At 68.3% G+C, this 22,764-nt stretch carries 23 protein-coding genes and 2 tRNA genes; 8 read left to right on the top strand and 17 right to left on the bottom strand.

The annotated features are described in order from the left end of the window. Nucleotides 1–70: 70 nt before the first annotated feature. The 6 genes from B7K24_RS04345 to manA all read right to left on the bottom strand — a co-directional run bounded on the left by B7K24_RS04345 (nucleotide 71) and on the right by manA (nucleotide 5,379). Nucleotides 71–143 (bottom strand) — tRNA-Arg (locus tag B7K24_RS04345). A gap of 77 nt (nucleotides 144–220) precedes the next feature. Next, nucleotides 221–1,204: an aldo/keto reductase gene (locus tag B7K24_RS04340; protein ID WP_084128905.1), complete on the bottom strand. Its 984-nt coding sequence runs from the start codon at nucleotides 1,202–1,204 to the stop codon at nucleotides 221–223. Nucleotides 1,205–1,303: 99 nt separating this feature from the next. Continuing rightward, entirely contained in the window at nucleotides 1,304–2,014 is a 711-nt protein-coding gene (locus B7K24_RS04335) for a C40 family peptidase (protein ID WP_234986542.1), read from the bottom strand. A 149-nt stretch (nucleotides 2,015–2,163) separates the two neighbouring features. After that, entirely contained in the window at nucleotides 2,164–2,868 is a 705-nt protein-coding gene (locus B7K24_RS04330; protein WP_084128904.1) for a metal-dependent transcriptional regulator, read from the bottom strand. Continuing rightward, nucleotides 2,865–4,196, bottom strand: coding sequence for a UDP-glucose/GDP-mannose dehydrogenase family protein (locus tag B7K24_RS04325; RefSeq protein WP_084128903.1), 1,332 nt, complete (start codon nucleotides 4,194–4,196; stop codon nucleotides 2,865–2,867). Before B7K24_RS04325 ends, B7K24_RS04330 begins: the two co-directional genes overlap by 4 nt. Before the next feature lie 25 nt (nucleotides 4,197–4,221). Beyond that, nucleotides 4,222–5,379, bottom strand: a complete 1,158-nt coding sequence (gene manA, locus B7K24_RS04320; protein WP_084128902.1) for a mannose-6-phosphate isomerase, class I — start codon at nucleotides 5,377–5,379, stop codon at nucleotides 4,222–4,224. A 41-nt stretch (nucleotides 5,380–5,420) separates the two neighbouring features. On the opposite strand from manA, the gene serC reads away from it, so the two are divergent. Beyond that, on the top strand, nucleotides 5,421–6,545 hold the full coding sequence (gene serC / locus B7K24_RS04315) for a phosphoserine transaminase (protein ID WP_084128901.1): 1,125 nt from the start codon (nucleotides 5,421–5,423) through the stop codon (nucleotides 6,543–6,545). After that, nucleotides 6,542–7,429: a CAP domain-containing protein gene (locus B7K24_RS04310; protein WP_084128900.1), complete on the top strand. Its 888-nt coding sequence runs from the start codon at nucleotides 6,542–6,544 to the stop codon at nucleotides 7,427–7,429. Before serC ends, B7K24_RS04310 begins: the two co-directional genes overlap by 4 nt. 67 nt (nucleotides 7,430–7,496) lie before the next feature. Here the strand turns inward: B7K24_RS04310 and B7K24_RS04305 are convergent, their stop codons facing one another. Both B7K24_RS04305 and B7K24_RS04300 read right to left on the bottom strand, forming a co-directional pair. Beyond that, the gene (locus B7K24_RS04305; RefSeq protein ID WP_234986541.1) at nucleotides 7,497–8,402 is read right to left on the bottom strand and encodes a DUF3027 domain-containing protein; all 906 of its coding nucleotides are present in this window, start codon (nucleotides 8,400–8,402) and stop codon (nucleotides 7,497–7,499) included. Further along, nucleotides 8,399–8,782, bottom strand: coding sequence for a cold-shock protein (locus B7K24_RS04300; RefSeq protein ID WP_084129245.1), 384 nt, complete (start codon nucleotides 8,780–8,782; stop codon nucleotides 8,399–8,401). Before B7K24_RS04300 ends, B7K24_RS04305 begins: the two co-directional genes overlap by 4 nt. Nucleotides 8,783–8,988: 206 nt before the next feature. On the opposite strand from B7K24_RS04300, the gene B7K24_RS04295 reads away from it, so the two are divergent. The 3 genes from B7K24_RS04295 to B7K24_RS04285 all read left to right on the top strand — a co-directional run bounded on the left by B7K24_RS04295 (nucleotide 8,989) and on the right by B7K24_RS04285 (nucleotide 10,515). After that, nucleotides 8,989–9,738 carry a hypothetical protein gene (locus B7K24_RS04295; protein WP_084128898.1) on the top strand — a complete coding sequence of 250 codons (750 nt, stop codon included), beginning with the start codon at nucleotides 8,989–8,991 and terminating at the stop codon, nucleotides 9,736–9,738. Between the two features lie 194 nt (nucleotides 9,739–9,932). Next, on the top strand, nucleotides 9,933–10,220 hold the full coding sequence (locus tag B7K24_RS04290; RefSeq protein ID WP_084129244.1) for a WXG100 family type VII secretion target: 288 nt from the start codon (nucleotides 9,933–9,935) through the stop codon (nucleotides 10,218–10,220). A gap of 28 nt (nucleotides 10,221–10,248) precedes the next feature. Further along, the gene (locus B7K24_RS04285; RefSeq protein ID WP_084128897.1) at nucleotides 10,249–10,515 is read left to right on the top strand and encodes a DUF4031 domain-containing protein; all 267 of its coding nucleotides are present in this window, start codon (nucleotides 10,249–10,251) and stop codon (nucleotides 10,513–10,515) included. Nucleotides 10,516–10,626: 111 nt separating this feature from the next. On the opposite strand, the gene groL is transcribed toward B7K24_RS04285, so the two are convergent. From groL to B7K24_RS04270, 3 genes are all read right to left on the bottom strand, one after another. Beyond that, nucleotides 10,627–12,252 carry a chaperonin GroEL gene (gene groL / locus B7K24_RS04280; protein ID WP_084128896.1) on the bottom strand — a complete coding sequence of 542 codons (1,626 nt, stop codon included), beginning with the start codon at nucleotides 12,250–12,252 and terminating at the stop codon, nucleotides 10,627–10,629. A 268-nt stretch (nucleotides 12,253–12,520) separates the two neighbouring features. After that, on the bottom strand, nucleotides 12,521–13,147 hold the full coding sequence (locus tag B7K24_RS04275; protein WP_084128895.1) for a LytR C-terminal domain-containing protein: 627 nt from the start codon (nucleotides 13,145–13,147) through the stop codon (nucleotides 12,521–12,523). Nucleotides 13,148–13,156: 9 nt separating this feature from the next. Beyond that, the gene (locus tag B7K24_RS04270) at nucleotides 13,157–13,447 is read right to left on the bottom strand and encodes a DUF3263 domain-containing protein (protein ID WP_084128894.1); all 291 of its coding nucleotides are present in this window, start codon (nucleotides 13,445–13,447) and stop codon (nucleotides 13,157–13,159) included. Between the two features lie 106 nt (nucleotides 13,448–13,553). Between B7K24_RS04270 and B7K24_RS04265 the strand changes: the two genes are divergently transcribed. Further along, the gene (locus B7K24_RS04265; RefSeq protein ID WP_084128893.1) at nucleotides 13,554–14,222 is read left to right on the top strand and encodes a uracil-DNA glycosylase; all 669 of its coding nucleotides are present in this window, start codon (nucleotides 13,554–13,556) and stop codon (nucleotides 14,220–14,222) included. Here B7K24_RS04265 and B7K24_RS04260 read toward each other — a convergent pair. The 6 genes from B7K24_RS04260 to B7K24_RS04235 all read right to left on the bottom strand — a co-directional run bounded on the left by B7K24_RS04260 (nucleotide 14,219) and on the right by B7K24_RS04235 (nucleotide 19,949). Further along, on the bottom strand, nucleotides 14,219–15,619 hold the full coding sequence (locus B7K24_RS04260) for a signal peptidase I (protein ID WP_084128892.1): 1,401 nt from the start codon (nucleotides 15,617–15,619) through the stop codon (nucleotides 14,219–14,221). The two genes, B7K24_RS04265 and B7K24_RS04260, sit on opposite strands and share 4 nt — an antisense overlap. A 20-nt stretch (nucleotides 15,620–15,639) precedes the next feature. Beyond that, on the bottom strand, nucleotides 15,640–16,065 hold the full coding sequence (locus B7K24_RS04255) for a hypothetical protein (RefSeq protein ID WP_084128891.1): 426 nt from the start codon (nucleotides 16,063–16,065) through the stop codon (nucleotides 15,640–15,642). A 470-nt stretch (nucleotides 16,066–16,535) separates the two neighbouring features. After that, nucleotides 16,536–16,608: transfer RNA gene (locus tag B7K24_RS04250), tRNA-Thr, on the bottom strand. A gap of 228 nt (nucleotides 16,609–16,836) precedes the next feature. Next, nucleotides 16,837–17,670 (bottom strand): thioredoxin domain-containing protein, encoded by an 834-nt coding sequence (locus B7K24_RS04245; RefSeq protein WP_084128890.1) that lies wholly within the window; start codon nucleotides 17,668–17,670, stop codon nucleotides 16,837–16,839. Nucleotides 17,671–17,712: 42 nt separating this feature from the next. Then, the gene (locus tag B7K24_RS04240) at nucleotides 17,713–18,198 is read right to left on the bottom strand and encodes a MauE/DoxX family redox-associated membrane protein (RefSeq protein ID WP_084128889.1); all 486 of its coding nucleotides are present in this window, start codon (nucleotides 18,196–18,198) and stop codon (nucleotides 17,713–17,715) included. Between the two features lie 119 nt (nucleotides 18,199–18,317). Continuing rightward, nucleotides 18,318–19,949 (bottom strand): serine/threonine-protein kinase, encoded by a 1,632-nt coding sequence (locus tag B7K24_RS04235; protein WP_084128888.1) that lies wholly within the window; start codon nucleotides 19,947–19,949, stop codon nucleotides 18,318–18,320. Between the two features lie 165 nt (nucleotides 19,950–20,114). Between B7K24_RS04235 and B7K24_RS04230 the strand changes: the two genes are divergently transcribed. Next, a complete protein-coding gene (locus tag B7K24_RS04230; RefSeq protein ID WP_084128887.1) occupies nucleotides 20,115–21,266 on the top strand; it encodes an ABC transporter ATP-binding protein in 1,152 nt (383 codons plus the stop codon). Nucleotides 21,267–21,422: 156 nt separating this feature from the next. Beyond that, a complete protein-coding gene (locus B7K24_RS04225) occupies nucleotides 21,423–22,742 on the top strand; it encodes a DUF4032 domain-containing protein (protein WP_084128886.1) in 1,320 nt (439 codons plus the stop codon). Nucleotides 22,743–22,764: the final 22 nt, after the last annotated feature.

Genomic DNA, 22,764 nt, shown 5'->3' with positions numbered 1-22,764 from the left:
GCACCGTTGGAGAGATTGTGAGCCTCGGCGGGGGTTTCGTCAAACCGACGCTCACCGTCGTTGAAAGGAGTGCGCCTGGACAGATTCGAACTGTCGACACCCGCTTTAGGAGAGCGGTGCTCTATCCCCTGAGCTACAGGCGCGTGGGGCACCTAGAAGGGTACCCCCAATGTCGGGTGAGACAGGTGGCCGATGCCGACCACGGCATCGACCATCGCCCTCACCAGCGCGTGTGGACGAACTCGCGGATTTGGTCGTTGTAGATCTTGGCGAGGGCCGCGCGGCGCTCGTCGTCGAGCCCCTCGAGGGAGCCGGCGGCGGCGTTGGCGCGTGCCTGATCGGGGTTCGAGGCGCCGGGGATGACCGTCGAGACGCCCATCTGCACCAGCCACGCAAGCGCCATCTGGGCGGTCGTGCGGTCGGGCGGCGTCAGCGCGGCCACGTCGCGCGCGGCACCCACTCCCACCTCGAACGGCACGCCGGAGAAGGTTTCGCCGACGTCGAAGGCCTTGCCCTCCCGGTTGAACGTCCGGTGGTCAGCCTCGCCGAACGTGGTGTGCTCGTCGTACTTGCCCGAGAGCAGGCCCGAGGCGAGCGGCACGCGCGCGATGATGCCGACGCCCGCGTCCCGTGCGGCGCCCAGCACCTGCTCGAGCGGCTTGCGGCGAAAGAGGTTGACGATGATCTGGATCGACGCCAGGTCGGGCTCGCGCAGGGCGGCGAGCGCCTCGTCGCAGGTCTCGACAGAGACGCCCCAGCGGGCAATGCGGCCCTCCTGCTGCAGAGTGCGCAGGTCGTCATACGTCTGCGGGTCGTCGAACACCTCAGACGGCGGGCAGTGCAACTGCACCAGATCGAGGGTCTCGACGCCGAGGTTCTCCCGCGAGCGGTCGGTCCAACGGCGGTAATTGTCGAGGTTGTACTCGGCGGCCTCGTGCGGGTCGGCGCGCCGCCCCATCTTGGTCGCCACCGTCATGGCGGGATCGTTGCGCCGGGCCGCGAACGCGCCTACGGCGCGCTCCGAACGGCCGTCGCCGTACACGTCCGCCGTGTCGTAGAACGTCACGCCGGCGTCGGCAGCGGCATCGAGAATCTGCTGTGCAGTGTCGTCGGCGACATCGGTCCAGTCGGCACCCAATTGCCAGCATCCCTGGCCGATCGCGGAGACCTCGCGCGCCATCCTTGGCACAAAGTTCTTCTGCATGACTCCACCCTAAGCCCGCACGGCGACCCGCTCGACCCAGACGCGACGACGGCCGCTCACCCCAGTGGGGTGAGCGGCCGTCATCAGCGACAACGCGAATCAGGTGACGCGGACGTACACCGGGTTCGACTGCCAGATCGGGCGGAACTGGATGGTCTTGCCGGGGCGAGGGGCGTCGATCTGCAGGTTGGGACCCGCATAGATGCCCACGTGGCCGGGGCTGACAATGATGTCGCCGGGCTGGGGGTTCGACACGCGAGTACCCACGCTGTAGTACGCGCCCGACGAGCGCGGCAGCGAGATACCCAGCTGGCCGTACACGTACGACGTGAAGCCCGAGCAGTCGAAGCCCGACGGCGACGAGCCGCCGGAGACGTAGGGCACGCCCACGTACTTCGAGGCCTCGGCGATCACCGCAGAGCCGGAGATGGCCGCCGTGACCGACGCCGACTGGGCGACGGGGCGAGCCTCGGACGACGAGCTCGATGAGCTGCTGCTGTCCGACGACGAGCTCGACGACGAGGAGGAGCTGGTCGAGGCCGGCGGGGCCACGACGACGGGCTCGGGGTCCTCCGACACGTCAATCTGGGGGGTTTCGACGTCAAAGCCGGCATCGCCGGAGGCGGTCACCTCCGAGGCCACGGCGGCGAGGTCGGCCGAGGCCGCGTCGGCCTCCAGCGCAATCTCGCTCGTCCCGGTCTCAGCCGTCACGTCCTGGGAGACGAGAGCGGCCGCGGCGGCTCCCGTGAGGGGCACCACCACGAGTGCCGCGCCGGCCGTAGCCGCCACCGCACGCGTCCTGGCGCGCATGTATCCGTACCTCAAAGTCCTTGCGTTCCTTCCGCGCTGCCATCAACGCGTCGATGTTCCCGGCACACCCGTCCCAGAGGGGGTCTCTGGAGCCATCTCAGGTGCCCGACGAGGTCGTGTCCTCTCGAGTCAATAAACGCCCATGTTACCTAATCGTGATCAAAATCCAAGTCGGCGACCGCAAAGACATGCCTCGCGGCGTCCCAGGCGAGGGTGATCTCGCCGCGCTCCGCGACCACCCTCACACCCTCATCGGTCCCGCTGACGCACACCGTCTCCCCAGGTATCAGGCCGACAAGCAGCGCATCCTTGAGGAATCCCACCGCAGCCTGAGGGTTCTCGCCAATGCGCGTCACCCGGACCTGAGAAATTCCCGCGTCGACAGCGGCCTCAAGGGACATCGGCACGCCCGCAGCCCCGTCGGGTCCCTGTCCCACGCCGAGCTCATCGAGGCCCGGAATGGGGTTGCCGTAGGGCGACATGCGAGGCGCCCCGAGCATCTCCACGAGGCGCCGCTCCACGCGGTCGCTCATGACGTGTTCCCAGCGGCATGCCTCTTCGTGGACGTAGGGCAGATCGAGCCCGATGACGTCGACAAGAAGACGTTCCGCCAGCCGGTGCTTGCGCATCACGCGCATGGCCGTGCGCTCGCCCAGGTCGGTCAACTGCAGGCTTCGGTCGGGCTGCAACACCACCAGGCCGTCGCGCTCCATGCGGGCGATGGTCTGGGACACCGTCGGACCCGAGTGCTCCAACTGCTCGGCAATGCGCGCACGCATCGGCACCACGCCGTCCTCGATGAGCTCCCAGATGGTGCGGAGGTACATCTCGGTGGTGTCGATGAGGTCGCTCATGAGGCGAGTCGTCCCATGCCGCGGTAGTCCCAGCCGGCGTCGATCCAGTCCTGGGCCGGCAGGCAGTTGCGGCCGTCGATAACGCGGGCGTGCTTCACGACCTGCTTCACCGTCGCCGGGTCAAGCTCGCGGAACTGCTTCCATTCCGTCGCGACAACCACGAGGTCGGCGTCGCGGCAGGCTTCCATGGCGTCGTCGACATAGGTCAGGGTGGGCCACACCTTTTGGGCGTTCGCATTCGCCTCGGGGTCGTGCACGCTCACGGTCGCGCCCTGCAGGTGAAGCTTGCCTGCCACATCCAAGGCGGGCGAGTCGCGAATGTCGTCGCTGTTGGGCTTGAACGCCGCTCCCAGCACCGCCACCCGGGTACCCGGCAGGTGCCCCACGAGCTCACCGGCGAGGCTGATGACGTGCTCGCGCCTGCGCATGTTGACGCCATCGACCTCGCGCAGGAAGGTCAGCGCCTGATCCACGCCCAACTCGCCGGCGCGCGCCATGAACGCGCGAATGTCCTTGGGCAGGCAGCCCCCACCAAAACCCAGGCCGGCGCCGAGGAACTTGCGGCCAATACGGGCGTCGTGACCGATCGCATCGGCCAAATCGACGACATCCGCACCGGTGGCCTCGCACACCTCCGCGATCGCGTTGATAAACGAGATCTTGGTCGCCAGGAACGCGTTCGCGGAGACCTTCACCAGTTCCGCGGTGGCCAGGTCGGTCACCAAGAACGGCGTGTCACGCTCGATGGCGTCCGCGTACACACGCCGGGCGACCTCCTCGATACGGCCAGGACGGGCGGGATCCACACCCACCACCAGACGGTCCGGACGCAACGTGTCCTCGACCGCGAGGCCTTCGCGAAGGAACTCCGGATTCCAGCCCAACTGCGCCTCATCGCCCACGGGCGCGAGCTCGCGCACCCGCGCGGCCAGTCGCGCAGCCGTGCCCACCGGCACCGTGGACTTACCCAGGATCGTCGCCGGGCGCGTCAGCAGCGGCGCGAGGGTCTCGATCACCGAGTCGACGAACGTCATGTCCGCCGCGTACTCGCCCTTCTTTTGCGGCGTGCCCACACCGATGAAGTGCACGTCGGCGAACTCGGCAGCCTCGGCCGCATCCGTCGTGAAACGCAGACGCCCCGAGTCCACATGCTTGCGCAGCAGCTCCGGCAGGCCGGGCTCAAAGAACGGCACCTCACCGTTCGACAGCCGCGCCACCTTGTCGGGATCAATATCGACACCGATGACCTCATGACCCAACTCGGCCATACCCGCGGCGTGAGTGGCACCCAAATACCCGGTACCAAAAACGGAAATGCGCTCGCTCATGCCGCCACCTTATCGGTGCGAGGTCCTACATTTCTGCGCGCCTGCAGGCCGTATGTGCCACGGCAGCAATGCCCTCAGCAGAAATCTCCGCATCGCCCTCGGACGCGCGCACAAACAGTGCCTGTCCCGCCGTGAGGTTCTTCACCTCGCCGGCCGCGGCAATGGTCGCGGTGCCGGTCACGCACAGCACGATGCGGGGGTCTTCTCCGACGATCGCCTTGCCCTCGTTGACGACGGTCAGCGCGAACTCGTCCTCGACCGTCTCGAGGCGTCGCACCGGCCCGTCGCGCCATTCGGTGGGCCGAGCCGCCATCGCGGGCACCGCGTTGGCAAGCGATAGGAGCAGCGGCACATTGATGTGCTTCGGGGTCAGGCCCGCGCGCACCACATTGTCCGAGTTCGCCATGATCTCCACGCCGAGTCCCGACTGGTACGAGTGCAGGATGCCTGCCCCTGTGAACACGGCCTCGCCCGGCTCCAGTTCGACGAGGTTGAGGGCAAGCGCGACAATGGCTCCGGGGTCGTCGGGGAAGTGGGCCAGGGCATCGGCCGCGGCCCGGAGAGACGTGCCGGGGGCCGATGCTCCACCCACCCGGGCCAGAGCCGCATAGGTGTCGTGGTCGGCGCCTCGCGTGAGGACATCGGCGAGGAACGCCTCGGCGTCGTCGGCGCGCGCGAGCGCGCCAGCCAGGACGTCGGCGCGTGCCGTCCCCAGGGCGCGCAGATCCTCCGCCGTCTCCTGCAGGTCGCGGACGCCCGCCAGCACCCGCATGGGCGTGATCGCCACCACCATTTCCGGCTTGTGGAAGGGGTCAAGGAAGGAGTGCGGCGCTCCGCCGGTGCCGCGCTGTTCGCGGGCGAATCCCTCGCGGGCCTGCTCGAGCGTGGGGTGCACCTGGATCGACAGCGGCTTGTTGATGGCGAGGACCTTCAAGAGGTACGGAAGACGGGCGCCCCATCTCGCCACCGCATCGGCCCCCAGCATGTCGACGGGGTGCTTCGCGATGAGTTCGTCGAGCGGCATGTGCCCGTGCTCGTCGGGGACCCATGATGGCGCGGAGTCGTGCGCGCCCCACCACGCCTCGGCATAGGGCGTGCCATCTGGCCCGAAGCCCAACAGACGCGGAATGTCGTCGGTGGTGCCCCAGTCGTAGTGGCGAAGGGTCGGAGTCAGTCGCTGCACGCGCGACAGTCTGCCAGTCGCCCCCGCACTACGCTGGCGCCATGGCGACCGAACTCACCATCCCTACCGATCTGCTGCCGCGCGACGGCCGCTTCGGATCGGGCCCGTCCCGCGTCCGCGACTCCCAGATTCAGGCGATCGTGGATGCCCAGCCCACCGTGCTGGGCACCTCGCATCGGCAGGCTCCCGTCAAGAACTTGGTGCGCGATGTCCGCGAATCCCTCGCGGAGTTGTACCAGCTCCCCGACGGTTACGAGGTGCTGCTCGGCAACGGCGGCTCGACGTCCTTTTGGGATGCCGCGACCTTCTCTCTCGTCGAGCGTCGCGCTCAGCACTGTGCCTTCGGGGAGTTTGGTGCGAAGTTCGCGGCCGCCACCCGGGCCGCGCCGCACCTGGAGACGTCAGATGTCATCGAGGCTCCTGCCGGCGATGTCGCCTTCCCCGTTGCTCGCGACGGGATCGATGTCTACGCATGGCCCCACAACGAGACGTCGACGGGCGCGATGGCCCCCGTGGTGCGCCCCGACGGCGCCGGGGACGCGCTGACCGTGATCGATGGCACCTCGGCCGCCGGTGGCCTGGCGCTCGACGTCACCCAGGCGGACGTCTACTACTTCGCGCCCCAGAAAAGCTTCGGCTCCGACGGCGGCCTGTGGTTCGCCCTCGTGTCCCCCGCAGCCGTGGAGCGCATCGAGCGCATCGCCGCCTCCGGTCGCTACATCCCCGACACCCTCGCACTCAAGAATGCCCTGGAAAACAGCCGTCTCCAGCAGACGCTCAACACTCCTGCCCTCACGCCCCTCATCATGATGCGCGAGCAGTTGACATGGATGCTCGCGGGCGGCGGCATGGATTTTGTGACATCCCGCACATCGGAGTCCGCACGCCGCATTTATCAGTGGGCTGACGCTGCTGAATATGCCGTGACCTTTGTCACAGAGGCTTCTCACCGCTCTTCAGTGGTAGCTACGGTCGACCTGCTCCCGCCGGTGGATTCGACCGAATTGCGTTCGATCCTCCGTTCCGCGGGAGTCGTAGATATCGATCCGTACCGCAAGCTCGGACGCAATCAGATTCGTGTCGGGATGTTCCCGTCCGTCGATCCTGATGACGTCTCCGCATTGACGGCCTCGATCGACTGGATTGTGGAGAAGTTACTGACATGACCGAGACGCAGGAAGTCCTCGACCCGCGCCGGCCCCGCCGCCGCGCCCTCGGAGTCTTCCTGCTCGGCATGGTCCCCCTCGTCGTCGCCGGCACCGCCGGTGCTGCCGCGGCCGAGCTGCTACCCACGGCGGAGCCCACGCCGGTCACCTTGGCCGCGGACGACGATGCCCCGGCCGTCGACTCGACCCCGGAGGCAGACGTCACGGCCGGCATCGTCGCGCCCGGCGTGGCGGCGGAGGTCAACCTCGCGGCCGCCGTCCAGCAGATCAAGGTCACGGTGCCCGAGCCGGAGCCCGTCGTCGAGACCCCTGCTCCCGCCGCCGAGTCGTCTGCACCGAGCGCGCAGCAGTCGGCGCCCTCGCACAGCGCGGGGACGAGCACCAACAAGTCGACCACCAAGAAGTCCACGTCAGAATCCACGCCGAAGGCCGCGACGGAGAGCAAGCCCGCCGGCACGTCGTTCGAGCAATACTGCTCGTCCCCCAAGGATCCCTACAGCGCGAGCGGCGGCGCACAGGCGCTCATGGCCGCCGCGAACCAGGAGCGCGCCCGCATCGGCATCGCACCGCTCAGCTGGAGCGGGTCACTCGCCTCTGCCGCCACCGAGTGGTCGAAGTCGATGGCAGCGAAGGACGCCGCGACGGACGCGACGATGGACGCCCTCGCGCACAACCCGAACCGTCCCGGCGCGGAAAACGTGGCCGTGAGCAACTCGAGCGGTGGCGTCTCCGAGTCCGCCGCGCACAACCGGGCCCACAGCGGCTGGATGTACTCGAACGGTCACTGCCTCAACCTGATGAACCCGGCCTACACCCAGATGGGGGCGGGCTCCGCGGCGACGCCGGACGGCACGACGCGCTACACCACGGCGAACTACCGCTAACGCACGGCAAACGAACGGCCGATGCCGTGGCGAGGTCGCCACGGCATCGGCCGGTTTTTCGTCTCGACTAGTCCGACTCGGTCTCGGAGGTGGGGGCGTCGACCGCCTCTGGGGCCGTCGTCTTCGCCTCGTCGGCGGTCTCGGCGCTCGTGGCGGCAGCGTCCTCGGGCTCGGGCGCCTGCTCGGGCTCGGGCGCCTGCTCGGCCTCGCGCTCGTCGGCCGCGCCTGCGAGCGATTCGGGGACCACGGCATCGGTGTCGAAGACGGGGTCGTTGGCTGGCCAGCGGGTGGACTGCTGCTCGATGTCGGTCTGGGAGTGGGCGCCGCAGCCGTGGTCGACGGCCACGACCTTGCCGTCGGAGGGCGACCACTCGTTGGAGCAGGCACCGAACTCCGTGCGCAGGGCGCCCGTCAGCGGAATGAAGAAGGCACACGTCGAGCACGGCTGGGACGACGCCACGGCGGAAGGCGCGGACGGGCCGTGGGAGCCGCGGTGCCAACGCTTGGCGGCGCTATCGCGCCCCTCGGGAGCGAGCACGCGCTCGCGACCAAGGCCGAGCTCCCAGATTTCCATGGCGTCCTCGAACTCCGGGTTGGTGAGCTCGAAGCCGGGCATCAGGCGCGCGTCCTCGTGGATCTTCGGCAGCACCATCGACGGCTCGAGGTCGCCGGGGCGCACGCGGTCGGCCCATGGGATCCATGCCGGCGCTAGCAGCGCGTCATCGGCGGGAACGAGGTGGGCCTCGCACACCTTGGCCTCGCGAGCACGCGGCGCGCGCGAGAGTGTGACGGACCACACCCAGCCGCGGTAGCCCGGCATGGTGCACGCGAAGAGGTGGGTGACCAGGCGGTCCTCGTCTTCGTGAGTCCCGAGGTGCTCGCCCACCCATTCGGCGCCGTCGGCCACCTCGATCGCACTCTCGCGGGCAAGGTCGACGGCGGCGTCCAGCACTGCATCCATGGGGTGGCTCACGCCTCCAGTTGATCGGCGACGGCGCGGAGCACGGATGCGACCTTCTTGCCGCGCTCTCCGTCGGGGTAGCGGCCCCGGCGCAGGGAGTTCGACACGCCATCGAGCATCTTGATGAGGTCCTCGACGATGACCGTCATCTCCTCGGGCTTCTTGCGCAGGCCCTGCGAGACGGTCTTGACGGGATCGAGGATGGACACGGCGAGGGCGGACGGTCCGCGGCGACCGTCGGCGACGGAGAAATCGACACGTGTGCCGGGCTTGGGAGACGTCACTCCGTCGGGCAGCGCCGACGCGTGGAGGAACACCTCGTCGCCGTCGTCGCTGGCGATGAAGCCGAACCCCTTGTCAGAGTCGAAGAACTTCACACGGCCGGTGGGCACATCTACCTCGCTGGTCTCATTGGGCGCCGCGGATTCGGCGCCCACCCAGTCTAGCCGTAGGGCTCGACACGACTGCCCGCGGGCGTCCCGGGACCGCGGCCGATGCTACGGTCACCTCTCGTGCCGCGGCCGAGTTTGCCTCGGCGCCCCTTCGCGACGCACACTGGAACCGTGCACAACCGCACGACACACGGCTGAGGTGAACCATGGGCACGACCCTCGTCCCCGGATGGCTGGTCCCCGCGTACATGCGCGCGGCCACCGGCGCTGGCGCGACCGCGGATCAGGCACAGATCCAGGCCGCGGGCCAGCGACTTCTCGATCGCTGGAGCGAACCAGCTCGCCGCTTCCACGGCGTCAGCCACCTCGTGGACCTCCTGCAGCACGTCGACGAACTCCAGCAGGAGACGCAGCACCCTCACATCGTGCGCCTAGCCGCGTGGTATCACGGCGCTATCTTCGACGCCGCAGAGCGGGCCGCGTACTCCAACCGCGGCGGCGAGGACGAGGTTGCCTCCGCACAGTATGCGCGTGACGAGCTGTCGGCCCTGGGACTGCCCGCTCCGCGGGTCGACAAGGTCGCGACACTCGTGGCCGGCCTCGTGCGTCACTCGACGGGACAGGGCGACGCGGCGGTCTTGTCCGATGCCGACCTCGCCATTCTCGCCGCCGACCCCCGCCGCTATAAGCAGTACGTGAACGCTGTGCGCGACGAGTATTCGCACATCCCTCAGGCGCGCTACCTCGCGGCGCGCCGCGCCATCGTCACCAAGCTCCTCAGGCGTGAGCGCATCTACATCACTCCCCTGTGCGTGGATTGGGAGCGCCAGGCGCGCCAGAATCTCACCGCGGAGCTCGCGTGGCTCGACCGTGACGACGAGCGCTGCCGCCTCGACACGGCCGCCCTGTCATCCGCCGCGGTCATCGACGCCGCGCACGCACCGACCGCGCGCTGACAGCCCGGGACGCCGACACCCCACGACTCCGCTCACACGCAGCGCACTGCGGAAGCCCGGGAGTCTCGCCCGCGTCGTCCCCAGTCCCGCACGATCCCCTCGGTCTCCCCGAGCACGGACGTCCCCCTGTGGATGATGGTCGCCGCCTCGTAACGTCGCAGGAGTCCACCCCCGACGACCCCGAGGAGACTCCCATGACCCGCTTTCACGTCGACGCCGCCGAGGTGGCGCAGGCCTCCGCCCTCGCGCACCGCTCAGGCGACACCATTCGTGCCGAGGTCGGTTCCCTCATCGCGCAGTTGACCGCCCTGGAGGGATCCTGGCAGGGCGGCGCCGCGACGGCCTTCGCCGGCGTGCTCGACCAGTGGCATGCCGCCCAGGCCCAGGTCGAGTCCGCTCTCGACGCACTCTCGTCGGCGCTCGGCACAGCAGCCACCACATATCAGGAGGCAGAGGACGCCGCGACGCGCATGTTCGGCTGATGCTCGTGGCGGGCGTAGTGTCGACGCCGTGACCGTGCTGATCGACCCGCCCCTGTGGCCGCGCCACGGGAAGGTGTGGGGACACATGGTCTCCGACTCGTCACTCGAGGAGCTGCACGCCCTCGCGGCGGCCGCGGGCATCCCCGCCCGCGCGTTCGACCGCGATCACTACGACGTGCCCGCAGAGCTCTACCCGACGCTCGTCGACCTCGGCGCACACCAGGTCGACACCCGCGAGTTGGTCAGACGGCTACGTGCCTCGGGCTTGCGCGTCACCTCCGCTCAGCGACGCTAGCCCCCCCCGTCGTGGGCCACACCGGCGACGGACTCCAGACACGACGAAGACCCCAGGGCGAACCCTGGGGCCTTCGTATGCGTATCAGCGCGGACGCTGAAGCGACTGGACTTAGAAGCCCATGCCGCCCATGTCGCCACCGCCGGCCGGCATGGCCGGCTCGGGCTCGGGGATGTCCGCGACGACGGCCTCGGTGGTGAGGAACAGGGCCGCGATCGAGGCCGCGTTCTGCAGCGCCGAGCGGGTGACCTTCACCGGGTCGTTGACGCCGGCGGCGAGGAGGTCCTCGTACACGCCGGTCGCAGCGTTCAGGCCGTGGCCGGTCTCGAGGCCCTTGACCTTCTCGACCACAACGCCGCCCTCAAGGCCGGCGTTGACAGCGATCTGGCGCAGGGGCGCGGAGATGGCGGCCTCGACGATGCGAGCACCGGTGGCCTCGTCACCTTCGAGCTCGAGCGAGCCCAGGGCGGCGGCGCCGGCCTGGATCAGGGCCACGCCACCACCGGCGACGATGCCCTCTTCGACGGCAGCCTTCGCGTTGCGGACGGCGTCCTCGATGCGGTGCTTGCGCTCCTTGAGCTCGACCTCGGTGGCCGCGCCCGCCTTGATGACGGCGACGCCACCGGCGAGCTTGGCGAGGCGCTCCTGGAGCTTCTCGCGGTCGTAGTCCGAGTCCGAGTTCTCGATCTCGGCACGGATCTGAGCCACGCGACCGGCGACCTGCTCGTCGGCGCCAGCGCCGTCGACGATCGTGGTGTCGTCCTTGGTCACGACGACCTTGCGGGCCTGGCCCAGCAGGTCGAGCGTGGCGGACTCGAGCGAGAGGCCGACCGACTCCGAGATGACCTGACCGCCGGTGAGGACGGCCATGTCCTGCAGCATCGCCTTGCGGCGGTCGCCAAAGCCGGGGGCCTTGACGGCGACGACCTTGAGGTTGCCGCGCAGCTTGTTGACGACCAGGGCCGCGAGGGCCTCGCCGTCCACGTCCTCGGCGATGATCGCGAGGGGCTTACCCGCCTGCATGATCTTCTCGAGGATGGGCAGCAGGTCCTTGAGCGACGAGATCTTCGACTCGAGCAGGAGCACGTAGGCGTCCTCGAGGACAGCCTCCTGGCGCTCGCCGTCGGTGACGAAGTAGGGGTTCAGGTAGCCCTTGTCGAAGCGCATGCCCTCGGTCAGCTCCAGCTCGATACCGAGCTGGTAGGCCTCCTCGACGGTGATGACGCCTTCCTTGCCGACCTTGTCCATCGCCTCGGCGATCTTGTCGCCGATCTCCTGCTCACCGGCGGAGATGGCGGCGGTCGCGGCGATCTGCTCCTTGGTCTCGACCTCCTTGGCGGAGGCGAGGAGCTGCTCGGTCACGGCGGCGACGGCCTTCTCGATGCCCTTCTTCAGGGCGATCGGGTTGGCGCCGGCCGAGACGTTGCGCAGGCCCTCGCGCACGAGCGCCTGGGCGAGCACGGTCGCGGTGGTCGTACCGTCACCCGCGACGTCGTCGGTCTTCTTGGCAACTTCCTTGACGAGCTCGGCGCCGATCTTCTCGTACGGCTCCGACAGCTCGATCTCCTTGGCGATCGAGACACCATCGTTGGTGATGGTGGGCGCGCCCCACTTCTTCTCGAGCACGACGTTGCGGCCCTTGGGGCCGAGGGTGACCTTGACGGCGTCAGCGAGGGCGTTCATGCCCCGCTCCATGCCGCGGCGGGCCTCCTCATCGAAGGCAATCATCTTTGCCATGGGTGTGAGTCCTCTTTCGATGACGGTGGCTGGCAAGTCGCCCGCGACGGACGACGCCTGTCCGCTCGTTCACGTCACGACCGGACCCGGCGCCTCGACTGCTAGCCGAAGTTCGTTAGCACTCTCAGGGTGTGAGTGCTAACGCCGATTCTGGCACTCTCCCCTGTTGAGTGCAAACCGTTCAGGGACAGTTCACTGAGGGCGTGACGTCACCACTGGCATGGGGCCGGATGGGAGGCCGATGCCGCGGTTGCGCGATCCGGCGCGGTCAGTTGCCGGGGTCAGAGGCGAGCAGGACCTCGATGTCGGCACCACCGGGCGTGCCGTCACCTGAGACAACGTCGATGCCGAGCTCGTCGGCGATCGCCTGCGCGGTGTCGGCGAGGCTCTCGTCCTCGTACGCGACCGTGTTGACCCCGTCAGGGATCAGCGACGCGTCGATGTTGTTCGCCTCGATGCTGGTGAAGCCGGCGTCCTCGAGGATTTCTTGCTGGGATCCCGCGAGCCCCGAGATGCCGGCGCCGTTGCGCACATGCACCTCGGTATCGAACAGGATCTCCGGTTCCGGCTCTTCCGAGGGGGTCTCGGACGGGGTGGCGGACGCCGACGGCTCGGCGGATGGCTCGGCCGACGGCGACGCCGAGGCCGACGGCGACGCCGTCGCCTCAGCGGACGGAGTCGTCGTGATGGTCGCGACGGGCTCGGGCTCGTCGCTGTCGTGGCCCGAATTCCACAGGAAGACAGCGACCAGGTAGCCCACCAGGCCCGCGGCGATCAGCGCGAGCAGCGGCGGGAGAACCTTGGTCCACCACTTCGCCGGGGTGCGGTGGACGCCGACAGGACCGCCCTGGTCGGCGATGTCGTCGAACTCGTCGCGGTCGTATTCCTGTGGCACGTCGTCACTCTAGCGAACGGATGGCGCACCCCACGCACGCGTGGAGCGGCCCCGCTGGCGCGCCTCACGCATGCGACGCAGGCGCTTCACCAGCATCGGGTCCGCCTCGAGTGCTGCGACGGTGTCGATCAGGGCGCCGAGCACTTGGTAGTACTGCGTCGCCGACATGCGGAACAGTTCGCGGATCGCGTCTTCCTTCGCGCCGCCGTACTTCCACCACTGTCGCTCGAAGGCCAGGATGGCGGCATCACGCTCGGACAGGCCCTCGGGCTCGTGTGCCTCGATCGCGGGCTCACCCATGCGCCACCTCCCTCACGCGTGCTCGTGCGCCCCAGCCTAAGCGGGCCGGAAGGACAATTCGTGCAGGCGAACCGAGCATCGGCCGCGTGTCGTTAGGGTGAGCGCCATGGCGAAGCCGTGGCGAGAGCAGGTGGCGAGCGATTGGGCGGAGGCGCTCGAGCCCGTCGCGCCGCAATTCGACGCGATCGGCGAGTTCCTGCGAGGCGAGATCGACGCGGGGCGCGTCTACCTTCCCGCGGCCGATGCCGTCCTACGGGCTTTCCGCGCGCCCCTCAGTTCCGTACGGGTGCTGATCGTGGGGCAAGACCCCTATCCCACGCCCGGCGATGCGGTGGGGCTGAGCTTTTCGGTCGCGCCCGGCCACCCGATGCCGCGCTCGCTACGCAACATGGCGCGCGAACTGGCGGACGACACGGGCGAGGTGCTGGCGTCGGGGGACCTCTCTCCCTGGGTTGATCAGGGCGTGATGCTGCTCAACCGCGTACTGACGGTCGCGCCCGGCGAGGCCGGGTCCCACCGCCGACGCGGGTGGGAGGAAATCACCGAGCACGCCATCCGGGCGCTCGCTGCACGCGGCGGGCCGCTCGTCGCGGTGCTGTGGGGCCGCGATGCGCAGAGCCTCGCGCCGCTCCTCGGACCGCTACCGATCGTCGCGTCAGCGCATCCCAGCCCGCTGTCCGCGTCGCGCGGCTTCTTCGGTTCACGCCCGTTCTCGGCGGTGAACCGTCTTCTGGTCGAGCAGGGCGGCGAGCCCGTCGTGTGGGGGACGAACTAACTCTGCGTGCACAACGCGCCGCGGCCTCCCGTTTGCGACTTGAACTCGACGTATCCCTCCTTGTTCGACCCCCAGGACTTGTTGACCCAGAAGACGAACTGCGTGCCGGAACATGTCGCGCGCACAGGATTTCCATTGGAGTAGACGTATTTCGGGGTCCACGTGGGCCATCCGCCACTGTTGACCGAGGTGTCGACGTTCACTCGCCAGTTGGTCGCGGTCGTCACGACCTCGTATTTCATCCACCACGACACGACGACCGGGTAGGGGCTGTACGACTGAATCGCCCACGTCGTCACACTTGCCGTACAAGGAGTGGAGATGGGGTTGTCCGCGGAGTCGAGCGCCGTGCATGAGATGGTTTGGGGAACCGGCGCCATGTAGTTCCAGGTTCCGATAAACAGCCAACCGCCGACCTTGACCACCACCGTGTCGACATCGTCGGCGTCATAAGCCGCGCCGGACGGTGCACTGACGGTGGGTGTTGCAGTCGTGGCGCCCCCTCCGAGCACGCCGACCCACGGAGCAGAAGTTCCGTCGCCGTGAAGACTGATCTCGAGAGGCACATTGGGGCCCTGGCAACTCGAAGGCAGGTTCGCGAGCTTCACTTGCGAGTACTGCTGACCCTGAGCGGTCCCTGTAGGGCTCACCGTGAGCACACCCGCGAGATCGGCACACGGGCGCAAGGTGCTCGCAAAGGCACTCTGCGCGGTCACCACGGAAAGCTGGGCTGCGCTGGCAGGCGTCACACTTGCCATCGTGATCAACGTGGCCGCGACGAGGAGCGCCACGACGCCCGTCGCTGAGCCCGTGACCTTGCGAGGAGCGCGCGCTTTCTTCACGACGGGGGCGCCATCCGTCACGTCTGCCGGGTCGCCGCGCTCGGAACGGCTTGCGCCACTGCACTTACTCGGCCAGATCAGAATGGCCAACGCGAGCAACAGGACAAAGAACCACGTGATCGGGTTCAGCAGCACAACGGTGACGTGCCCCACGAAGGGCAGGTGCACCCGCACGATGCCGCGCACCTCGTCGGCCGTCGGCTCGAACGGATCGATGAAGTCGTTGTTGTCGCCCTGCAGCACCCACCCGTCGTCAGCATTGCCGCCGATGATGCGGTGAACGATCTGCGCGCCGCCGAGGTCGTCCGGGGCGTAGACGATGACGTCGCCCACCTTCGGCTCACCGGTGCGGGCGATGACCATGTCGCGCGGCTCGTAGGTGGGGAGCATCGACTCGCCAGAAACCAGCACGTAGGACGTTCCACCATGGAGGGTGGCGGGCCACGCGAACCACGCCATGATGGCGAGCAGAATCCAGCCGGCAACATTGCCTGCCGCCCGGGCACCTCGACGAAGCGCGCCAGTGCGCGCCTCGTCGAGGGTCGGCTCAGCCATGGTGTGGTGGTGTCGCGGTCTTAGCCGATGACGACGGTGGCTTGCCCGAGGTTAGTCGCGACGAGCACTGCGGGGGCGATCGAACCGACCGACACCTTTCCGGAGGCGACCGTCACGTTGCTCTGTGTCGCGGTGCCAACGATGTCGCCCGCTGCATCCGCGAGCTCGACGGTCACCTTCTTCCCCGCACACGCGGCATCGACGCCGGTGAGGTACACGTCGGTGATGACGTACGCGCCCGCGCCGTTCTTGCCGTAGTTGTAGCCAATCCCTACTGTCGCATCCGCGTCGCACGGCGCGAATGCCGCCGAGACACCGATGGCGACCTCGTGCTCCGGGGTCACCGTTAGCTGCGACGCCGACGCGACCGACAGCCCCGCCACGCCCACGATGCCCAGCAGCACCGCCGCGAACTTGCGCTTGTTCTTGTTGTCCTTCTCAGCCATGTTCTGTCCTCAGTAGTTTTTGGGCGCACTCCACCCCCTCATGAGTGGGTGCCATCTCGGCGTGAGTCCGTTCTCGACCAGTGGTCGATAGGTGACTTGCTTCACATCTCGACGACTGATGTATCGGATCATGCCGCGCAAAACGTGAGGTAATTCACATGCCACGCGTGAGTCGCATCGTTTCGATGCAGTTTTGTGACCTCAGTGGCATCCTGCACTTCACGAATCGGACAAAGCACTGACGCCCTCAATCCCGGTTCCGGTGTGACGGTCGAGAGGTCGACATGCTGCTCGATGCCGGCTCGGACACGGTGTGTCGTTTAGATCACCGTCACGGAGTGACGCCGCGGAGAGCCGCAACCCCCCAGGAGGCGCGCATCGACGCGGCGACATAGGGGTGAGCAACGACGCATGAGGCCGGCACCGCCGAGTCGGCGAGAGAGTCAGCGCGACGCGCGAGGAAAAAGAAGAGCTGACAGCGGGACTCGAACCCGCAACCCCCGTATTACAAGTACGGTGCGCTACCAATTGCGCCATGCCAGCGTCGGCCCGGTGAGCCCGCGCCGTCGCAACAGGATACCGAGAGCCAGCCGCCGCATCGGCCGTCCCGAGCCGGGGCATGCGTCTCAGGAGTCATCTGGTGCCCGGAAATCGCGAAAAGCGGGCACGAGGTGGCTCCCAGCGCGCGCGGCGCGCGTCAACCCGCAAGCGCGCACAAAAACTGCACCCCGCCGGCCACACGGGCCGGCGGGGCGCAGAGCGCGACAGCGGTTACTCGGTAACGGTCACCGTGCCAGCGTTGACGTCCGCGACGTACTGGGCGAGGGCGCCGGGCTGGAAGTACATGACGTCGTTCTCCTGCTCGAGCACCTTGCCGTCGTCGAAGGAGTCGCCGGGGTCGGCCATGCGCAGGGTCGGGGTGCCGGGCACGCCATCCTGCGAGGACTGGTCGGTCGCGGCGATGACCCACTTGGTGAACTCGCCATCGGTGAAGGTGTCGGCGACCTCCTGGGGCACGCCCACGCCCACGGCGATGTCGGCAATCTCCGAGTCGGACAGGCCCTCCGTGTTCTCGGCGGGCTGGTTCTCAAACATCGCCGTCTGGAACTCCATGAAGTGCTCGGGGGCGGCGTCCGCGACGGTGGCGGCGGCGTTCGCGGCGCGCGTCGAGTAGTTGGTGCCGTTGGAGTAGCGGTCGAGGATCGAGATGGGGTGGACGTAGAGCGCGACGGAGCCATCCGCGATCATCGCGTCGATGTCCTCGCCGTTGGTCTCCTCGAATTGGCCACAGATGGGGCACATAAAGTCGAGGTAGACGTCCAGGCGCGCGGCGTCCTCCGGGCCAGCCACACCCGCGATGGCGTCGGAACTGATCGGGATGCCGCCGCTCAAGTCCGCACCCGTGGGCGCGTCGGCCGCGTCGAGCTCGGGCACGTCGCCCGAGCGCACAATGAAGTAGACGACGCCCGCGAACAGCAGGATCACGGCAATGACCGAGACGCCGATGATGGCGGCGGTGCGACGCTCCTGCGCCTTCACCTGCGCCTGCGCGGCCTTGCGAGCCTGCGCGGCGCGCTCGTTCTTATTGGACTTGTTCGAGGCCATGGATCGGTTTCCTCCAGCAACGGGGGTCGGGATGGAAAGAGTCTAGACAGGCTTGGGCGCCAGCCAGTTGTCGACCGAGAACTTCGATCGCGGCCAGATCGCCAGGTAGAGGCCCAGCACGATGAAACCGGCGCGCTCGAGCATGTGAACGGGGTAATTGGTGGTGCCCTCGGCGACATCACCGCCGCCGCCAAAGCAGCCGCAGTCGATGGACAATCCCTGACTCCACGCGTAGATGACGCCGATCGAGAAGCCCACCATCATCAGCAGCCAGACAATCGCCGCCCAGCGGGTGAACAGGCCCGCCGCGAGCACCACCGCGAGGGCCAACTCAAAGAAGGGCAGCATGGTGCCGACGAACGGCACGATGGCCTCGGGCAGCAACCGGTATGCACGCACCGCGATGATCGACTGCGGGATGTCCAGCATCTTGGGGATCGCGGCGGCCACCAGGATGGCGGCCATGGCCAGACGCACCACGGTGGACAGCCAGGGCTGCACGGTGGTCCATCGCTCGGCGACGGTCATTGATCAGTCTCCTCAGGCACGATCAAGCGTTCCCGGGCAGGGAACTTGTCGCTTCAACGTACCGCAGGGAGGCCTGGTTCCCAGGACCTTTGGTCCGCCGAATACGTCCGATGCCGGGGTCAGGATGGGAGGTCGGGCAGCGGCCACCAGACGGGTTCGGTCAGCAGCAGCACCACCAGCGTCATGACCGCGAGCGCCACGACGGCGACCACGACCCATGCCGTCGACACGCCGCGCGTGGGCGCGACGCCGGAGACCGTGCGGTGCGCACCCTCGCGGGTCAGCCCGGCCCACGGCCCCCACCACAGCGTGGCCTCGGCCGCGAGCCCCGCGATGACGAGCACGATCGCATGCCCCCACGTCTGGGCCTCGCTGCTCGATCCCGCCACCGTCTGCGAGCTCACCAGCCACCAGCCGAGCGCCCCGACGCCCACGCCGAGCACCGCGGCGAGCAGGATCGACGGCAGCGCCTCCCCCGCCGCACGCAGCAGGTGCCACGGCAATCCCATGGTGTGGAGTGCAGCGTCTCCGCGCCGTGGACCCCGTTTGGCGCGCGAGGCAGCGAGCGCCAGTGCACGGCGCTGAACGGTGCGCACCACGATCGCGGAGACCACCATGAAGAGGAACGTGATCACGGGAGCGAGGGCGGTGGCCGACGCCGTGGCGACGGCGAGCGCCGCGATCACCACCTTGCGGCGGGGCGCGCCGGCCATCACCACCTGTGCCGGTTCGCCCTCGAGGAGCCCGTTGAACCCCTCGGGTGAATCGGGGTCGGTGTCGCTTGCCACGGGCCACACGTCGGTGTCCGCACCGTCGCCCACGGAAGCCGGGGTGAAGGTGCGCACGGGTTCGGTGAGGTCGGAGTCCTCGGCGACCGCGGCATCGGCCGTATGCGTCATCACCGCGGTGGGAGCGATGCCTCCCATGACGGCGGTGGGGTCCATTCCTCCCGAGCGCGGCAGCACGGTGGTGTCACCGCGCAGTGCGGCCACTACCTGGTCGGGTGTGGGGCGGGCATCCGTGTCGCGACTGAGTGCCGCGGCGATCGCCTCGGAGCCGGGGAAGACCGGCAACTCGACCTTTGCCTCGAGCGTCTTGGAGATCGCACCGGTGCCCGATCCGAACGGCGCCTTGCCCGTCGCGGCATACGCCAGCGTCGCCGCCCACGACCAGTCGTCGGCGCGCATGCCGGGCTCCTCGCCGTCGATGACCTCGGGCGCGACGTAGCCGGCGGTACCGGACACGAGCCCGTCGCGGGTGAGTCGATCGTCGGTCTCGCGGTGCGACAGGCCAAAGTCGATAAGCACGGGGCCGTCGGGGCCCATCATGATGTTCGACGGGGTGACATCGCGGTGGATGACCCCTGCCTCGTGGGCCGCCGCCAGGGCTGACGCCGTCCGGTCGGCGAGGTGGGCGAGATCCGTCTCACGCATCGGCCCGTGGTGCTGAACGTAGTCCCACAGACTCTCACCCGGGATGTACTCGAACACGACGAACGTCTCATCGCCGTCGAGTTCCGCGTCGAGGATCGACGGCACCGCGGAGTGCCTGAGCGACTGGAGGGCGTGGACCTCACGCTCGAGGCGCAGCGCGGCCACCTCGTCCTCGCGCGCGTCGACGAGTTTCAGTGCCGCGAAGTCCCCGCCGTCGTCAACCACCTTGTAGACGGCGCCCGAGCCACCCCTGCCGAGCTGCTCGACGATGGTGTAGCCACCAATCTCGTCGCCCGGTTCGCGCGCTCGCACTGCCATGGCGATAACGCTACATGCAGGGAGGTTGGAGTTACGGAAGCGGTGTGGGAAGATGTGGCCAGTCGTCGCAACGGTTGCGGCAACTAGTGTCACTGTGGACACCACACCGGCACTCTTCACCACGGATCGTCTGGCACGTACCTGCCAGTGAAGGGAAGCATCACTATGGCCACCGTTACCTTCGACAAGGCGTCGAGGATCTACCCCGGCACCGAGCGTCCTGCCGTCGACTCGCTTGAGCTCGACATCGCAGACGGCGAATTCCTCGTTCTCGTCGGCCCGTCCGGCTGCGGAAAGTCGACCTCGCTGCGCATGCTCGCAGGACTCGAGGACGTCGACAAGGGCAGCATCTACGTCGGTGACCGCGACGTCACCCACGTCCAGCCCAAGGACCGCGACATAGCGATGGTGTTCCAGTCCTACGCGCTGTACCCGCACATGACCGTCGCGGACAACATGGGCTTCGCGCTCAAGATCGCCAAGGTCGACAAGGCGGAGATCCGCCAGCGCGTCGAGGCCGCCGCGAAGATCCTGGACCTCACCGAGTACCTGGACCGCAAGCCCAAGGCCCTCTCCGGTGGTCAGCGTCAGCGTGTGGCCATGGGCCGCGCCATCGTTCGCCAGCCGCAGGTGTTCCTCATGGACGAGCCGCTGTCGAACCTCGACGCCAAGCTCCGTGTCCAGACCCGTACCCAGATCGCCGCCCTCCAGCGTCGCCTGGGCACCACCACCGTCTACGTCACGCACGACCAGGTCGAGGCGCTCACCATGGGTGACCGCATCGCGGTGCTCAAGGACGGCCTCCTCCAGCAGGTCGGCACCCCGCGCGAGATGTACGACGCCCCGGCCAACGTGTTCGTCGCCGGCTTCATCGGCTCGCCCGCGATGAACATCTCGACCTTCAACATCGAGGGTGGCGCCGCCAACATCGGTGGCAACAAGATCGCCCTTGAGCGCGATGTCGTCGGCCGCATGACCGACGCCGACGCCGGCAAGCTGATCCTGGGCTTCCGTCCCGAGTCGCTCGACCGCGTGGCCCCCAACACCGAGGGCTCTTTCCCGGTCGAGGTCGTCGTCGTGGAGGAGCTCGGCTCCGACGCCTTCGTGTACGGCCAGCTCGCCGCGCCGCTTGCGGCCGAGGGTGCTTCGGTCTCCAACGAGGGCCAGGTCATCGTCCGCGTTGACCCCCGCGACGTGCCCAAGAAGGGCGAGAACGTGTGGGTCAAGATCCGTCCGGGCGAGCAGCACGTCTTCTCGTCGGCCACCTCGGACCGCCTGTCCGACGCGGTGACCACCGACAAGTCGGCGGCCGTCTGACGCTGACGTCGTTCACGCCGAAAGGGGCGGTCCGGGGCAACCCGGGCCGCCCCTTTCGCTGTGCCTGCCCCCGGCCGGCCGATGCGGTGGCGGGGCGTCGTACGAAAGCCCGCCACGGCATCGGCCGCCGTCGGTGGCGAGCCCTAGAGTGGTGACATGGCCTTGAAGATCACCGGCGCGGTTGACCCTGAGCTGTTGGACCTGCCGTGGTCCGTTCCGCTGGAGACATGGCCCAAGGACACCCTCGCGGCCCTCCCCCGCGGTATCTCTCGCCACGTGGTGCGGTTTGTGCGCTTCCGCGGGCGCGTGCTTGCGGTCAAGGAGACCGTCGCTCCGATGGCGAAGCGCGAGTTCGACATGCTCAAGGAGCTGGGGCGGATGGGCGCGCCGTGCGTGGTGCCCTTCGCCGTCGTCGATGGCCGCGTGGACGACAACGGCGAGGAGCTCGCCGCCGCACTCGTGACCGAGCACCTGCAGTTCTCGCTGCCGTACCGAGCACTGTTCAGCCAGGCCCTGCGCGACAACACGCTGACGCGCCTCATCGATGCGCTGGCCGTGCTGTTGGTGCGGCTGCACCTGCTGGGCTTCTACTGGGGCGACGTGTCGCTCTCGAACGCACTGTTTCGTCGCGATGCCGAGGCGTTCTCCGCCTACCTCGTCGATGCCGAAACCGGCGACCTGCACCGCGACCTGACGCCGGGCCAGCGCGCGTACGACATCGACCTGGCGCGCACCAACATCATCGGCGAGATGTTCGACCTGCAGGCCGCCGCCGAGCTCGACGATGCCGTCGACCCGCTCGAGGTGGGCGACCGCATCGAGGAGCGCTACAAGGAGCTGTGGAACACGCTCACCGAGAAGCAGACGTACCGCGAAAACGTGCGCAAGCACGTCGCCGAACGTGTCCAGGCCCTCAACGACCTGGGCTTCGACGTGGGCGAACTGGACATGACGCAGACCGCGGACGGCTCGGAGCTGACCATCCGCCCCAAGGTCGTGGACGCCGGCCACCACTCGCGGCGCCTGCTGCGGCTGACGGGCTTGGACGTGCAGGAGAACCAGGCGCGACGCTTGCTGAACGACATGGACGAGTACCGGGTCGTCACCGGTAACGAGGAGGACGAGGTGCTCGCCGCGCACGAGTGGCTCGCCGACGTCTTCGAGCCCACCGTGCGCGCTGTGCCGCGCGAGTACCGCCGCAAGCTCGAGCCCGCTCAGGTGTTCCACGAGGTGCTCGACCACCGCTGGTTCCTCGCCGAGAAGGACCCCTCCGTCACGATGCCCGAGGCGGTCGCGTCCTACGTCAAGAACGTCCTTCCCACGCACCCCGACGAGCAGGCGGTGCTGGGCCACGAGATCTCCGAGTTCGAGGACGGGGTCGACGCCGCCGGCATGCCCGTTGCGCGTGAGGCGCCCACGCACACGACGATGATTCACGCATGGCAGAACCTGCCGCGCACCGGGCAGCTGGACTAGGCGCCACTCGGGCCCGGCGACC

It is taken from the genome of Demequina sp. NBRC 110055 (genome assembly GCF_002090135.1).
Taxonomy (GTDB): domain Bacteria; phylum Actinomycetota; class Actinomycetes; order Actinomycetales; family Demequinaceae; genus Demequina.
The sequence above is the reverse complement of the archived record's forward strand: the minus strand, read 5'-3'. Positions and strand labels throughout refer to the sequence as shown.

Bases quoted from the DNA above. Each gene is read 5' to 3' on its own strand.
- B7K24_RS04340 (WP_084128905.1), bottom strand. From the start codon at position 1,204: ATGCAGAAGAACTTTGTGCCAAGGATGGCGCGCGAGGTCTCCGCGATC.
- B7K24_RS04335 (WP_234986542.1), bottom strand. From the start codon at position 2,014: ATGCGCGCCAGGACGCGTGCGGTGGCGGCTACGGCCGGCGCGGCACTC.
- B7K24_RS04330 (WP_084128904.1), bottom strand. From the start codon at position 2,868: ATGAGCGACCTCATCGACACCACCGAGATGTACCTCCGCACCATCTGG.
- B7K24_RS04325 (WP_084128903.1), bottom strand. From the start codon at position 4,196: ATGAGCGAGCGCATTTCCGTTTTTGGTACCGGGTATTTGGGTGCCACT.
- serC (WP_084128901.1), top strand. From the start codon at position 5,421: ATGGCGACCGAACTCACCATCCCTACCGATCTGCTGCCGCGCGACGGC.
- B7K24_RS04310 (WP_084128900.1), top strand. From the start codon at position 6,542: ATGACCGAGACGCAGGAAGTCCTCGACCCGCGCCGGCCCCGCCGCCGC.
- B7K24_RS04295 (WP_084128898.1), top strand. From the start codon at position 8,989: ATGGGCACGACCCTCGTCCCCGGATGGCTGGTCCCCGCGTACATGCGC.
- B7K24_RS04290 (WP_084129244.1), top strand. From the start codon at position 9,933: ATGACCCGCTTTCACGTCGACGCCGCCGAGGTGGCGCAGGCCTCCGCC.
- groL (WP_084128896.1), bottom strand. From the start codon at position 12,252: ATGGCAAAGATGATTGCCTTCGATGAGGAGGCCCGCCGCGGCATGGAG.
- B7K24_RS04270 (WP_084128894.1), bottom strand. From the start codon at position 13,447: ATGGGTGAGCCCGCGATCGAGGCACACGAGCCCGAGGGCCTGTCCGAG.
- B7K24_RS04265 (WP_084128893.1), top strand. From the start codon at position 13,554: ATGGCGAAGCCGTGGCGAGAGCAGGTGGCGAGCGATTGGGCGGAGGCG.
- B7K24_RS04260 (WP_084128892.1), bottom strand. From the start codon at position 15,619: ATGGCTGAGCCGACCCTCGACGAGGCGCGCACTGGCGCGCTTCGTCGA.
- B7K24_RS04255 (WP_084128891.1), bottom strand. From the start codon at position 16,065: ATGGCTGAGAAGGACAACAAGAACAAGCGCAAGTTCGCGGCGGTGCTG.
- B7K24_RS04245 (WP_084128890.1), bottom strand. From the start codon at position 17,670: ATGGCCTCGAACAAGTCCAATAAGAACGAGCGCGCCGCGCAGGCTCGC.
- B7K24_RS04240 (WP_084128889.1), bottom strand. From the start codon at position 18,198: ATGACCGTCGCCGAGCGATGGACCACCGTGCAGCCCTGGCTGTCCACC.
- B7K24_RS04235 (WP_084128888.1), bottom strand. From the start codon at position 19,949: ATGGCAGTGCGAGCGCGCGAACCGGGCGACGAGATTGGTGGCTACACC.
- B7K24_RS04230 (WP_084128887.1), top strand. From the start codon at position 20,115: ATGGCCACCGTTACCTTCGACAAGGCGTCGAGGATCTACCCCGGCACC.
- B7K24_RS04225 (WP_084128886.1), top strand. From the start codon at position 21,423: ATGGCCTTGAAGATCACCGGCGCGGTTGACCCTGAGCTGTTGGACCTG.